This is a genomic window from Pseudomonas sp. Xaverov 259, assembly GCF_019352915.1.
In the GTDB taxonomy this organism is placed as follows: domain Bacteria; phylum Pseudomonadota; class Gammaproteobacteria; order Pseudomonadales; family Pseudomonadaceae; genus Aquipseudomonas.
In genome coordinates, this window is the sequence record NZ_JAAAFV010000057.1 from 202,576 (window position 1) to 215,387 (window position 12,812).

12 protein-coding genes are annotated in these 12,812 nt (G+C 61.3%); 5 read left to right on the top strand and 7 right to left on the bottom strand.

The features are described 5' to 3' along the window. Nucleotides 1-76 precede the first annotated feature (76 nt). The 5 genes from leuS (at nt 77) to K0H48_RS23655 (ending at nt 6,247) form a co-directional block, all read left to right on the top strand. Entirely contained in the window at nt 77-2,683 is a 2,607-nt protein-coding gene (leuS, locus tag K0H48_RS23635; protein ID WP_219269407.1) for a leucine--tRNA ligase, read from the top strand. A gap of 88 nt (nt 2,684-2,771) precedes the next feature. After that, nucleotides 2,772-3,377: an LPS assembly lipoprotein LptE gene (gene lptE, locus K0H48_RS23640; RefSeq protein ID WP_219269408.1), complete on the top strand. Its 606-nt coding sequence runs from the start codon at nt 2,772-2,774 to the stop codon at nt 3,375-3,377. A gap of 39 nt (nt 3,378-3,416) precedes the next feature. Next, the gene (gene holA, locus K0H48_RS23645; RefSeq protein WP_219269409.1) at nt 3,417-4,454 is read left to right on the top strand and encodes a DNA polymerase III subunit delta; all 1,038 of its coding nucleotides are present in this window, start codon (nt 3,417-3,419) and stop codon (nt 4,452-4,454) included. 241 nt (nt 4,455-4,695) lie between these two features. Beyond that, nucleotides 4,696-4,860 (top strand): alternative ribosome rescue factor ArfA, encoded by a 165-nt coding sequence (gene arfA / locus K0H48_RS23650; protein ID WP_003176285.1) that lies wholly within the window; start codon nt 4,696-4,698, stop codon nt 4,858-4,860. Between the two features lie 61 nt (nt 4,861-4,921). After that, on the top strand, nt 4,922-6,247 hold the full coding sequence (locus tag K0H48_RS23655) for a lytic murein transglycosylase (protein WP_219269410.1): 1,326 nt from the start codon (nt 4,922-4,924) through the stop codon (nt 6,245-6,247). A gap of 124 nt (nt 6,248-6,371) precedes the next feature. Here the strand turns inward: K0H48_RS23655 and K0H48_RS23660 are convergent, their stop codons facing one another. From K0H48_RS23660 to mltB, 7 genes are all read right to left on the bottom strand, one after another. Next, on the bottom strand, nt 6,372-7,304 hold the full coding sequence (locus tag K0H48_RS23660; RefSeq protein ID WP_219269411.1) for an LD-carboxypeptidase: 933 nt from the start codon (nt 7,302-7,304) through the stop codon (nt 6,372-6,374). Between the two features lie 119 nt (nt 7,305-7,423). Continuing rightward, on the bottom strand, nt 7,424-8,425 hold the full coding sequence (gene lipA, locus K0H48_RS23665; RefSeq protein WP_057444888.1) for a lipoyl synthase: 1,002 nt from the start codon (nt 8,423-8,425) through the stop codon (nt 7,424-7,426). A gap of 26 nt (nt 8,426-8,451) precedes the next feature. Continuing rightward, complete coding sequence (gene lipB / locus K0H48_RS23670) at nt 8,452-9,099, bottom strand: lipoyl(octanoyl) transferase LipB (RefSeq protein ID WP_219269412.1); 648 nt, start codon at nt 9,097-9,099, stop codon at nt 8,452-8,454. Continuing rightward, the gene (locus K0H48_RS23675) at nt 9,099-9,380 is read right to left on the bottom strand and encodes a DUF493 domain-containing protein (RefSeq protein WP_017136054.1); all 282 of its coding nucleotides are present in this window, start codon (nt 9,378-9,380) and stop codon (nt 9,099-9,101) included. Before K0H48_RS23675 ends, lipB begins: the two co-directional genes overlap by 1 nt. 85 nt (nt 9,381-9,465) lie before the next feature. Continuing rightward, on the bottom strand, nt 9,466-10,623 hold the full coding sequence (locus K0H48_RS23680) for a D-alanyl-D-alanine carboxypeptidase family protein (protein WP_017136053.1): 1,158 nt from the start codon (nt 10,621-10,623) through the stop codon (nt 9,466-9,468). Between the two features lie 171 nt (nt 10,624-10,794). Further along, on the bottom strand, nt 10,795-11,796 hold the full coding sequence (locus K0H48_RS23685) for a septal ring lytic transglycosylase RlpA family protein (RefSeq protein WP_219269413.1): 1,002 nt from the start codon (nt 11,794-11,796) through the stop codon (nt 10,795-10,797). Next, nucleotides 11,796-12,806: a lytic murein transglycosylase B gene (gene mltB / locus K0H48_RS23690; protein WP_138813693.1), complete on the bottom strand. Its 1,011-nt coding sequence runs from the start codon at nt 12,804-12,806 to the stop codon at nt 11,796-11,798. The genes K0H48_RS23685 and mltB overlap by 1 nt, the downstream gene beginning before the upstream one ends. Nucleotides 12,807-12,812 lie beyond the last annotated feature (6 nt).

The window sequence follows — 12,812 nt, forward strand, 5'->3', positions numbered from 1 at the left end:
CCGTTTTTTGGTGTCGATCAACCTGAATGTTGTACCGAAGAGGATTAGGCCACCCCTATTCAGTTCAAAAGTAGCCATGCACGAACAATATCAGCCCCGTGAAATAGAAAATGCCGCCCAAACTTTCTGGGACGAGCAAAAGTCCTTTGAAGTCAGTGAACAGCCAGGCAAGGAGACTTACTACTGCCTATCGATGTTCCCTTACCCCAGCGGCAAGCTACACATGGGGCACGTGCGTAACTACACCATCGGCGACGTGATTTCCCGCTACCAGCGCATGCTCGGCAAGAACGTCCTGCAACCTATGGGTTGGGACGCCTTCGGCATGCCGGCGGAAAACGCCGCGATGAAAAACAACGTGGCGCCCGCCAAGTGGACCTACGAAAACATCGCCTACATGAAGACCCAGCTGCGCAGCCTGGGCCTGGCGGTGGACTGGTCCCGCGAAGTGACCACCTGCAAGCCCGATTACTACCGTTGGGAACAGTGGCTGTTCACACGCCTGTTCGAAAAAGGCGTGATCTACCGTAAAAACGGCACCGTGAACTGGGACCCGATCGACCAGACCGTACTGGCCAACGAGCAGGTGATCGACGGTCGCGGCTGGCGTTCCGGCGCGGTGATCGAAAAGCGCCAGATCCCGATGTACTACTTCAAGATCACGGCCTACGCCGATGAGCTCTTGTCGAGCCTCGACGACATGCCGGGCTGGCCTGAACAGGTCAAGACCATGCAGCGTAACTGGATCGGCAAATCCAAAGGCATGGAAGTGCAGTTCCCGTACAACGTCGATTCGATCGGCGAAGCCGGCGCACTCAAAGTTTTCACCACCCGTCCGGATACCCTGATGGGCGCGACTTACGTCGCCGTGGCCGCCGAGCACGCGCTGGCTACCCAGGCCGCACAGAACAACCCTGAGCTGCAAGCGTTCATCGCCGAATGCAAAGGCGGCAGCGTGGCCGAAGCCGACGTTGCCACCCAAGAGAAAAAAGGCCTGCCAACCGGCCTGTTCGTCGAGCACCCACTGACCGGCGAAAAACTGCCGGTGTGGGTCGCCAACTACGTGCTGATGCACTACGGCGATGGCGCAGTGATGGCTGTGCCGGCCCACGACGAGCGCGACTTCGAGTTCGCCACCAAGTACAGCCTGCCGATCAAATCCGTGGTGCGTACCAGCTCGGGCGATACCAACCCGGCCCCGTGGCAAGACGCCTACGGCGAGCACGGCGAACTGATCAACTCCGGTGAGTTCGACGGCCTGGACTTCCAGGGTGCCTTCGACGCCATCGAAGTTGCCCTGATCAAGAAGAACCTCGGTGCCTCGCGCACTCAGTTCCGCCTGCGCGACTGGGGCATCAGCCGCCAGCGCTACTGGGGCTGCCCGATCCCGATCATCCACTGCGAAACCTGCGGTGACGTGCCGGTGCCGGAAGACCAGTTGCCGGTGGTGCTGCCCGAAGACGTGGTGCCGGATGGCGCCGGTTCGCCATTGGCGCGCATGCCCGAATTCTACGAGTGCGCTTGCCCTAAGTGCGGCGCACCTGCCAAGCGTGAAACCGACACCATGGACACCTTCGTCGAGTCCTCGTGGTACTACGCCCGCTACGCCTCGCCACACTATGAAGGCGGCCTGGTAGAAAAATCCGCAGCCGACCACTGGTTGCCGGTGGATCAATACATCGGCGGCATCGAACACGCAATTCTTCACCTGCTTTATGCGCGTTTCTTCCACAAGCTGATGCGCGACGAAGGCCTGGTGAGTTCCGACGAGCCGTTCAAGAACCTGCTGACCCAAGGCATGGTGATCGCCGAGACTTACTATCGCCGCGAAGCCAACGGCGCCTACACCTGGTTCAACCCGGCAGACGTCGAACTTGAGCGTGACAGCAAAGCCAAGGTGATCAGCGCCAAGCTGAAATCCGACGGCCTGCCGGTGGAAATCGGTGGCACCGAGAAGATGGCCAAGTCCAAGAACAACGGCGTCGACCCACAGTCGATGATCGATCAGTTCGGCGCCGACACCTGCCGACTGTTCATGATGTTCGCCTCGCCGCCCGACATGAGCGCCGAATGGTCCGATTCCGGGGTTGAAGGCTCGCACCGCTTCCTCAAGCGCGTCTGGCGCCTGGCGCACGCCCATGTCAGCCAAGGCCTGCCGGGCAAGCTGGACGTAGCGTCGTTGAGCGATGAGCAAAAAGCCATTCGCCGCAGCACCCACCTGGCCATCCGCCAGGCCAGCCAGGACGTGGGCCAGAACCACAAGTTCAACACCGCCATCGCCCAGGTGATGACGCTGATGAACGTGCTGGAAAAAGCCCCGCAAGCCACCGAACAGGACCGCGCGCTGGTACAGGAAGGCCTGGAAGCCGTGGTGCTGCTGCTGGCGCCAATCACGCCGCACATCAGCCATGACCTGTGGAGCCGCCTGGGCCACAGCGACGCGGTCATCGATGCGCGTTGGCCGGTGCAGGATGACAGCGCACTGGTACAAGACACATTGCAACTGGTTATCCAGGTTAACGGTAAACTGCGTGGCCAGATCGACATGCCGGCCAGCGCCAGCCGTGAAGACGTGGAAGCCGCAGCGCGCATCAACGAAAACGTGCTGCGCTTTACCGAAGGCCTGACGATCCGCAAAGTGATCGTAGTGCCGGGCAAACTGGTCAATATCGTCGCCAGCTAATCGGATCGGGCGCAGGGCTTGAGCCCTGCGCCGAACTAAACCTTTAAGGCCTCGATAAGGCCCACATGGTTTCAAGGGGAGCAACAAAATGATCAAACGCAATTTGCTGGTGATGGGCCTCGCTGTGCTGCTGAGCGCTTGCGGCTTCCAGCTGCGTGGCACCGCCACCAATGAACTGAGCATCAAGGAACTGGACGTCAGCGCGCGCAACGCCTACGGCGAAACCGTGACCCAGCTGCGCCAAACCCTGGAAAGCAGCGGTGTGCACGTCGGCTCCGGCGCGACTTACAAACTGAACCTGGTGGACGAGAAAGAAACCCAGCGTAACCTCAGCTACGCCAGTGCCGGCCGTGCGTCGGACATTGAGCTGAACACCCTGGTCGTCTATGAACTGCAAGGCCGCGACCACCTGCCATTGATGGGTGACAAGGTTGAAGTGCAAAAAGTCGTGAGCCACGACGGTAACAACCTGGTGGGCTCGGACTCGGAAATCATCCAGGTTCGCAAGGAAATGCGTCGTGAGCTGATCCAGCGCCTGATGATTCGTCTGCAACAGCTGACGCCAGAAAAACTGGCCGCCTTGCAGCTGACCGCCGACAACAAGGCCAAGGCTGACGCCGACGCCCTGAAAGCTGCGCAAGAATACGAAGACAACACGCCGAAACAATCGCCTGCCGAAGTCCCTGTCGAGTAAGCCAGACGGGGCGCCCCTGGCGCCCCGTTCGCCCCGCCTATGAAACTTGCCCCCGCCCAACTCGCCAAACACCTGCAAGGTGGCCTTGCGCCTGTCTATATCGTCAGCGGTGATGACCCGCTGCTGTGCCAGGAAGCGGCCGACGCGATTCGCACCGCCGCGCGCCAGCAAGGCTTCGATGAACGCCAGGTGTTCAGCGCCGACGCCAGTTTCGACTGGGGCACGCTGCTGCAAGCCGGTGCGAGCATGTCGTTGTTCGCCGAAAAACGCCTGCTGGAACTGCGCCTGCCTTCGGGCAAGCCGGGTGACAAAGGCGCGGCGGCGTTGATGGAATACTGCTCGCGACCGGCTGAGGACACGGTGCTGTTGATCAGCTTGCCCAAGCTCGATGGCAGCGCGCAAAAAACCAAGTGGGGCAAGGCGCTGGTAGAAGGCCCGCAAACCCAGTTCATCCAGATCTGGCCAGTGGACAGCAACCAGCTGCCGCAGTGGATACGTCAGCGCCTGTCGCAATCGGGGCTGTCGGCGACACAAGACGCCGTCGAGCTGATCGCCGCCCGGGTCGAGGGCAACCTGCTTGCCGCCGCCCAGGAAATCGAAAAGCTCAAACTGATGGCCGAAGACGGGCAGATCACCGTCGAAACCGTCCAGGGCGCGGTGGCTGATAGCGCGCGCTTTGATGTGTTCGGCTTGGTGGACGCGATTCTCAATGGCGAACCCGCCCACGCCCTGCGCATGCTCGAAGGCTTGCGCGGTGAAGGTGTGGAACCGCCGGTGATTCTGTGGGCGCTGGCTCGAGAGCTGCGAGTGCTGGCCAATATTGCCCTGCAATACAGCCAAGGCACGCCGCTGGAAAAGTGCTTCAGCCAAGCCAGGCCGCCGGTGTGGGACAAGCGCAAACCCCTGATGAGCAAAGCCCTGCAACGCCACTCGGCGCAACGCTGGGCGCAGCTGTTGTTGGAAGCGCAACGCATCGACGCGCAGATCAAAGGCCAGGCGGCCGGTTCGCCGTGGATGAGCCTGAGCCGTTTGTCACTGTTGATGTCCGGCCAACGCCTGACACTCCCCGCCGAATAACCCCACTGTCCCCTGTGGGAGCTGGCTTGCCTGCGATAGCGGTGTGTCAGCCACTGCATTTTTGCTGATGGACCGCTATCGCAGGCAAGCCAGCTCCCACATTGGCCGTGCCCACTTGAATAGGTGAAACCACCTACACATCGCCGGGCTTTACAGCCGCGCCACTTCGGCAGATGATTTGCACCGCTTCACCTCACCTCAAGCCCGCACCTCAAGCCCGCACCTCAAGAGAGTACCGACCATGAGCAAAAAGCCATCCAAGCATGGCCCCAACAAGGCCAAATCCATCATCGCCCAGCCACTGTTCCGCAGCCGTCAGGAACGCGCCGGCAAGGGCAAAGGCAGCTACCGCCGCGAAGCCTTCCAGTCTAATAGCTGGGAGGCTTCTTACTTTCTGGCTGCCTGAAGGCAAGTGCCCCTCCGGCATGATAAGGTCGGTACTTGATTTGTAATCCCTGGACCTGTGCATGCCCTCTAGCCTTTCCCGTCGTTGGCACCTTCGCCAACTGATCGCTGCCTCCAGCCTCATTCTGCTTGTCGCCTGCGCCGAGAAACCCACCGCCGCGGACGCGCAACCCCTGCCAAAAGTCCAGACCGTGCCGGCCGTCGCGCCCGCCGTGGTTCCCCCTTTGGCCGTGGACAATCTTGATATCCAACCGACCCAGACCTTTGCCGAATGGCAGGCGGGCTTTCGTGCGCAAGCGCTGAGCGCGGGGATCACACCCGCCGTCTTCGATAATGCCTTTGCCGGCGTGACGCCCGACATGGCGGTGATTCGCGCTGACCGCAGCCAGCCGGAGTTTTCCCGCCCAGTGTGGGAATACCTCGATGGCGCCCTGTCGCCGCTTCGCGTGCGTAATGGCCAAGCGTTGCTGATCAAATACGCCGATATCCTGCAGCGCATTGAAGAGCGTTATGGCGTTGATCGCCAGGCACTGGTTTCGGTGTGGGGCATGGAAAGCAACTTTGGCCAGTTCCAAGGTAATAATTCGGTGATCCGTTCCCTGGCGACCCTGGCCTATGAAGGCCGCCGCCCAGCGTTCGCCCAGGCGCAACTGCTGGCGGCGCTGCAGATCATCCAGCATGGCGATATCTCTGCCGACCAGATGAAAGGCTCGTGGGCCGGGGCCATGGGCCAGACCCAGTTCATCCCGACCACCTACAACACCCATGCCGTGGATTTCGATGGCGACGGTCGCCGCGATATCTGGAACAGCCCGGGCGATGCTCTGGCCTCAACTGCGCACTACCTGCAAAGCTCCGGCTGGCAACGCGGCCAGCCATGGGGTTTTGAGGTAAAACAACTGCCGGCGAACTTCGATTACGCCCTGGCCGACGGCGGCATACGCAAAACCGTTGGCGAGTGGATGAGTCTGGGCATTCAGCTGCCACCTGGCGCAAGCATGCCGCCGAACGTCGAGCACCTGTCCGCCGCCCTGCTGTTGCCGGCTGGCTACCGTGGGCCAGCGTTCCTGGTGCTGGATAACTTCCGCGCGATCCTCAAGTACAACAACTCATCGTCCTACGCGCTGGCCGTGGGCCTGCTCTCGGAGCGGTTTGCTGGCGGCGGAGTAATTCGTGGCGATTGGCCCAAGGATGAACTGCCGCTGAGTCGTTCCCAGCGTATCGACTTGCAGACGGTGCTCAGCGCCAAGGGCTATGACGCGGGCAACCCGGACGGGATTATCGGCGCCAACACGCGCAAGGCGATTCGGGCGGCGCAGCAGTCGTTGGGTTGGCCTGCGGATGGGTTTCCGACGGTGAAGCTGCTGGAGTCGCTGCAGAGCCGCTGAGGACACGATCGTTCCCACGCTCCGCGTGGGAATGCCGTCTTGGACGCTCTGCGTCTGCTCTTGAGGGAGTGACGCGGAGCGTCACAGGATGCATTCCCACGCAGAGCGTGGGAACGATCGACGCTCAGGGCTTGAACACTACATCCTGCTCCAACACCAACTGCTGCTCCCCCGCATCCAACCGCACCAACGCGCCCATCGGCAGCGTCAGGTTCGGATCGCAGTGCCCACTGCGCCAGCCGGATAACACCGGAATACACAGCGGTTCAAAGGTCTGCTTGAGCAGTCGCTCCAATGCCGCCTTGTCCACACCCGAGACATCCCCTACCAGCACACCGGCGACCTGGCACAGCTTACCCGCCAGGCGTAAATGGGTCAGCAGCCGGTCAATTCGGTAGAGCGGCTCGTTGACGTCTTCGATAAACAGAATGATGCCTTCGGCGTCGATCTCAAACGCCGTGCCCATCACCGCTGCAATCATCGACAGGTTGCCGCCGAGCAAACGCCCGCAGGCCACACCCGGCTCAATCGTGGCCAGTGGGTAAGCAACCGGGTGTGCCAGCACGCTGCACTCGCTCAGTTGCCCGCGCAGCATGCTGAACAACGATGACTCGGTAGGCTGCTGTTTGTCACCGAGCAGGTCGGCGTTGAGCATCGGCCCGTGAAAGGTCACGAACCCAGCGTAGCGGTTGATGGCCAGGTGCAACGCGGTGATGTCGCTGTACCCCACGAACGGCTTGGGGTTGGCTGCAATCAGGTCGAAATCGAGCTGATCCAGCAGACGCGGTGTACCGTAGCCGCCACGCAGGCAGAAGATGGCATCAATTTCGGGATCGGCAAACGCGGCATGCAGGTCGCGCAGGCGCACCTCGTCGCTGCCGGCCAGGTAGCCGTCGCGTTCATACACACCGGGGAATATGCGCAGCTCATGACCACGGGCGCGCATCCATTGGCCGGCTTTTGCCACATCCAGAGCGGCAGGGCCGGCGGGGGCGATCAGGCCGATTACACCTTCGGGGCGCAGGGCAGGCACAGCAGCCGAGAGTTGAGTCGTCATCCATGGTTCTCCGTGGTTGGATACCCAGGCACTCTAGCCAGTGATGGTTGCAAACAGAAGGGAGAAAAGGAGGGAAACTCTGTAGGAGCAGTTCGGCTGCTCCTACAGAGGGGAAGCGTTTACGAAACCAGGCTTGCCTTGACCAGCTTGGCTTGTTCATCAGCGTGGTACGAGGAACGCACCAGCGGGCCGGAGGCGACGTTTTTGAAGCCCATCTTGTAACCTTCCTCGGCGAACCAGGCGAAGGTATCCGGGTGCACAAAACGCTGCACCGGCAAGTGGCTGCGCGACGGTTGCAGGTACTGGCCCAGGGTCAGCATGTCGATGTCGTGTTCGCGCATGCGCTTCATGACTTCGATGACTTCTTCGTCGGTCTCGCCCAAGCCCAGCATCAGCCCGGATTTGGTCGGGATGTGCGGCATCATCTGCTTGAATTTTTGCAGCAGGGTCAGCGACCACTGGTAGTCCGAACCCGGACGCGCAGCCTTGTACAGGCGTGGCACGGTTTCCAGGTTGTGGTTGAACACATCCGGTGGCTCGGCCGCGGTGATTTCCAGCGCAACGTCCATGCGGCCACGGTAATCCGGCACCAGTGTTTCGAGCATCACGTTCGGCGACAGCTTGCGGATCTCGCGGATGCAGTCGGCAAAGTGCTGGGCACCGCCGTCACGCAGGTCGTCGCGGTCTACGGAAGTGATCACCACGTATTTGAGTTTCAGGTCGGCAATGGCAATGGCCAGGCTTTCCGGCTCGTTGACATCCAGTGGCTTCGGCCGGCCGTGGCCAACGTCGCAGAACGGGCAACGACGGGTGCAGATGTCACCCATGATCATGAAGGTGGCGGTGCCGCCGGAGAAGCATTCGCCCAGGTTCGGGCAGGAGGCTTCTTCGCACACGCTGTGCAACTTGTGTTTGCGCAGCAGGGCCTTGATACGGTCGACTTCCGGCGAAACCGGGATGCGCACGCGGATCCAGTCAGGCTTCTTCGGCAGTTCGGTGGTCGGGATGATTTTCACCGGGATGCGTGCAACCTTCTCGGCGCCGCGCAGCTTGACGCCGGCTTCGACCTTGGCACGCGGGGCCGGGGCCGGACGCTCGGTAATGTCCAGCGTCGGGATCATGGTTTGCACTGCATCAGTAGTCATAATCAGTCGATTCCGCCCGTAAGGGTCGTCTGCTCAGCATAGTCGAGGTGTTTGACGAGCTGCGCACGCAGCCGGGCACTTACCTCGGCAAATTTAATCGGTGTGGCGTGGTCGCTCAGTTGAGTCATCGCCAGCCCGGCGTAACCGCACGGGTTGATGCGCCGAAACGGCGCCAGGTCCATGTCCACATTCAGGGCCAGGCCATGAAAGGAACAACCATGGCGAATGCGCAACCCGAGAGAGGCGATTTTCGCGCCGTCCACGTATACACCGGGTGCATCGGGCTTGGCCGCGGCAGTCACGCCGTAACTGGCCAACAGCTCGATCAGGCAAGCCTCCATGCGGCTCACCAAGTCACGCACGCCAAAACCCAGCTTGCGCACGTCCAGCAGCAAATAGGCCACCAGCTGACCAGGGCCATGGTAAGTCACTTGGCCACCTCGGTCGACCTGCACCACCGGAATATCACCCGGCAGCAGCAGGTGCTCAGCCTTGCCGGCCTGGCCCTGGGTGAAGACCGGCGGGTGTTCCACCAGCCAGATTTCATCCGGGGCCGAGCTGCCGCGCTCGTTGGTGAAGCGCTGCATGGCATGCCAGACCGGCTCGTAGGCCATCCGGCCGAGCTCGCGAAAGCCCAAAACCTGTGACATCACAACACCATGTGTACGAAGCCGGTGGCCCGCAGTTCACTGTTGATGTCGTAGAGCTGGTCTTGACCGGTCGCAACGATGTGCAACTGGATCGTGGTGTATTTACCGTTGGAGCTCAAACGCTCGTCCACCCGGTTGTCGTTGATCGTCGCGTGTTTACGCACGATCTCGAGAATCTTGTCTTTGTTGCCCACACCGGTATCGCTGATCACCTTGACGGGATAGTCCACGTTGGGGAATTCGATCTTTGGCGCCTTTACTTCTACTTCTTTATCGGTCATGGCAGAACAGCCTCGTAAGCGCTAAGCCGTGGCGACGGGCAAAGCCCCGCGCTGGATCAACGCGGGGCTTTGCAGGTGCGCACAATCAGTTGAACAAGCCGTAGAAGAATAGACGGATGCTATCCCACACGCGGCGGAAGATACCACCTTCGTCAACGGCGTCCAGTGCGATCAGGTCGGCGCTGTGCACCACCTTGTCATCGAGCTTCACTTCGACTTTACCGATCACGTCACCCTTGGCGATTGGAGCTACCAATTGCGGGTTCATGGTCATGCTGGCAGCGAGCTTTTTCAGCTGGCCTTTAGGCATGGTCAGGGTCAGGTCATCGGCCAGGCCGGCCTTGACTTGATGGGTCGCGCCTTTCCATACCGGGGCTTGAGCCAGCTCAGCGCCCTTCTGGTAGAAGGTCTGGGTTTCGAAGAAGCGGAAGCCGTAAGTCAGCAGTTTTTGCGTCTCGGCCGCACGGGCCTGCTCGCTGTTGGTGCCGAAGACCACGGCGATCAGGCGCTGGCCGTCACGTACAGCCGAAGACACCATGCAGTAGCCGGCTTCGTCGGTGTGGCCGGTTTTCAGACCGTCGACGGTCTTGTCACGCCACAGCAGCAGGTTACGGTTAGGCTGCTTGATGTTGTTCCAGAAGAATTCCTTCTGGGAGTAGATCGCGTAGTGCACCGGGTCGACACGGATGATCGCGCGAGCCAGCACGGCCATGTCGTGAGCCGACGAGTAGTGCTCTGGGTTCGGCAGGCCGGTCGGGTTCATGAAGTGGCTGTTGGTCATGCCCAGGTCGCCGGCGGTCTTGTTCATCAAGTCGGCGAATGCGTCTTCGCTGCCGGCGATGTGCTCGGACAGGGCCACGCTGGCGTCGTTACCGGACTGGATGATGATGCCGTGCAGCAGGTCGCTGACGGTAACCTGCGAACCGACCTTGATGAACATCCGCGAACCGCCGGTGCGCCAGGCGTTTTCGCTGACGGTAACCGGGTCATTCTCGCCGATCTGGCCGCGACGGATTTCCAGGGTCGCGATGTAGGCCGTCATCAGTTTGGTCAGGCTGGCCGGGGGCAGGCGCTGGTCACCGTTGTTCTCGACCAGCACGTTGCCGCTGGCGGCATCCATGAGGACCCAGGCCTTGGCGGCCAGTTGCGGGGAAGCTGGCACCATTTCAACCGCCCAGGCGGCCGGGGTGATGATCAGCGAAAGAAGCAGGCACGTGCGTTTGGCTAAGGTGGTGATGTTCATCCGTCTCTCGAAATTGCTTATGGAAACTTGCCCTCGCGGGCAAAACTATTCAGACAGCCCGCTGCCAGACTGTCGCGTGTTCGGTTGCCCGCTCACCCCTTGCCCCTGGGTTTTTATTGTTCACGAGCCAACAACCTGGGTTCAGGCGAACCTGAACCATCAATCCTTTACTTATTCAGCAGTGACGACGCTGGGTTGCCCCAGGTTGGCCAGGCGCACGCTGTTCTGTACTTGCGCCACTTCGCTTGGCGAACCAATCGGCCCCATGCGTACACGGTGCAGGGTTTGCTGGTTACGCACGATGGAGCTGATAAATACGGGCGCGCTGACCATGCCGCTGAGCTTGGACCTTAACAGTTCTGCCGCATCCGGGTTGGCGAAAGCGCCGACCTGCAGGTACTGGCCACCGACTGTAGATGCCCCTGGCGCTGCATGCGGCACCACTACTGTGTCCGGTGCGTGCTGCGCCGGTGGCGGCGTCCACTGCTCGATCTTGCCGGTCGAGGCGGTCACTTGCGGTTGCGGGGTTTGCGGCTCGTTGAGCATCAAGGGTGCCGGTTTGCCACGCTGAGCCCAGTACTGCGCGGGGTCGATACCTTCGACTTTCACGCGCGCGGTGCCGGTTTCGGCATAACCGAGTTTCTTCGCGGCGGCGTAGGACAAGTCGATGATCCGGTCCGAATAAAACGGCCCACGGTCGTTGACCCGCAGGATCACCGTGCGGTTGTTGTCCAGGTTGGTCACGCGTACATAGCTGGGCAGCGGCAAGGTCTTGTGGGCCGCGCTCATGCCGTACAGGTCATAGACTTCGCCGTTGGCGGTGTTCTGGCCATGGAATTTGGTGCCATACCAGGACGCCGTGCCCGTTTGCGAGTAGGTCCTGGATTCCTGCAGCGGAAAGTAATTCTTGCCCAGCACGGTATACGGGTTGGCTTTGTAAGGCCCGGTGTGCAGGGTGGGCGTGGCGTCCGGGATCTTCGATACGTCGACATCCCACCACGGCGCGCCGTCTTTGTGCGCGCGGTTGATGTCCAGGCCCGGCTGGGCGCGGACGATAGCCCCGCCCTTCTGCGCCGGGGCGCGACTGGTGGTGGAGGAGCAACTGACAACCAGCAAGGACAACGCGGCGAACGCCACCAGCTTGAGCGGTTTTTGGAACGGCGATACCCGCATTACTTGTTGCCCCGTGCTTGGACCAGCATGTCTGACAGCTGATGCACGGCCATGGCGTACATCACACTGCGGTTATAACGCGTGATTGCGTAAAAATTCTTCAGGCCCATCCAGTATTCCGGGCCATTTGCGCCTTCCAGGCGGAACGCCGTCACCGGCATATCATCGCGTGGCGCATTCTGACTCGACCAGCCCAGCGCTCGCAACTCCCCGACGGTCTTGACCGGCTCAATACCTTGGGTCAAACCTTCGTCGGCGCGATCGCCCGTGACATCGGCGCGGATCACCACCGGTTCGCCGGCCACCCAGCCATGGCGCTTGAAGTAGCTGGCCACGCTGCCAATGGCATCGTCCGGGTTGCTCCAGATATTGATGTGGCCGTCGCCGTCGAAATCCACCGCGTACGCCCGGAAACTGCTCGGCATAAACTGCGGCAGGCCCATCGCACCGGCGTAGGAGCCCTTGAGGGTCAGCGGGTCGACCTGCTCTTCGCGGGCCAGCAACAGGAATTCACGCAGCTCCTTGCGGAAAAACTCGGCACGCGGCGGGTAATCGAAGCCCAGGGTCGACAAGGCGTCGATCACCCGATAGCTGCCGGTGTTGCGCCCGTAGAAGGTTTCGATGCCGATGATGGCGACGATCACCTGGGCCGGCACACCGTATTCCTGCTCGGCGCGCGCCAGCACGGCTTCGTGCTGGCGCCAGAAGTCCACGCCCCGCGCCACACGGGCGTCGGTGAGGAACATCGGGCGGTAGTCTTTCCACTGTTTGACGCGCTCGGCGGGACGCGAGATCGCGTCGAGGATCGCCTGCTTGCGCTGGGCTTCGCGGAATACGCCCATCAGTTGTTCACCGGCGAAACCGTAGTCGCGGGTCATTTCACCGACAAATTCGGCGACCTGGGGTGAACCATCGTAGTCACCGGCCTGCACCTCTTGCGTCGCGCCCAGCAGCCCAATCAGGCCCATCCAGGACGCGTGCCGAGTCGCCCAGCCGCGCATTACTTGCATTGACAT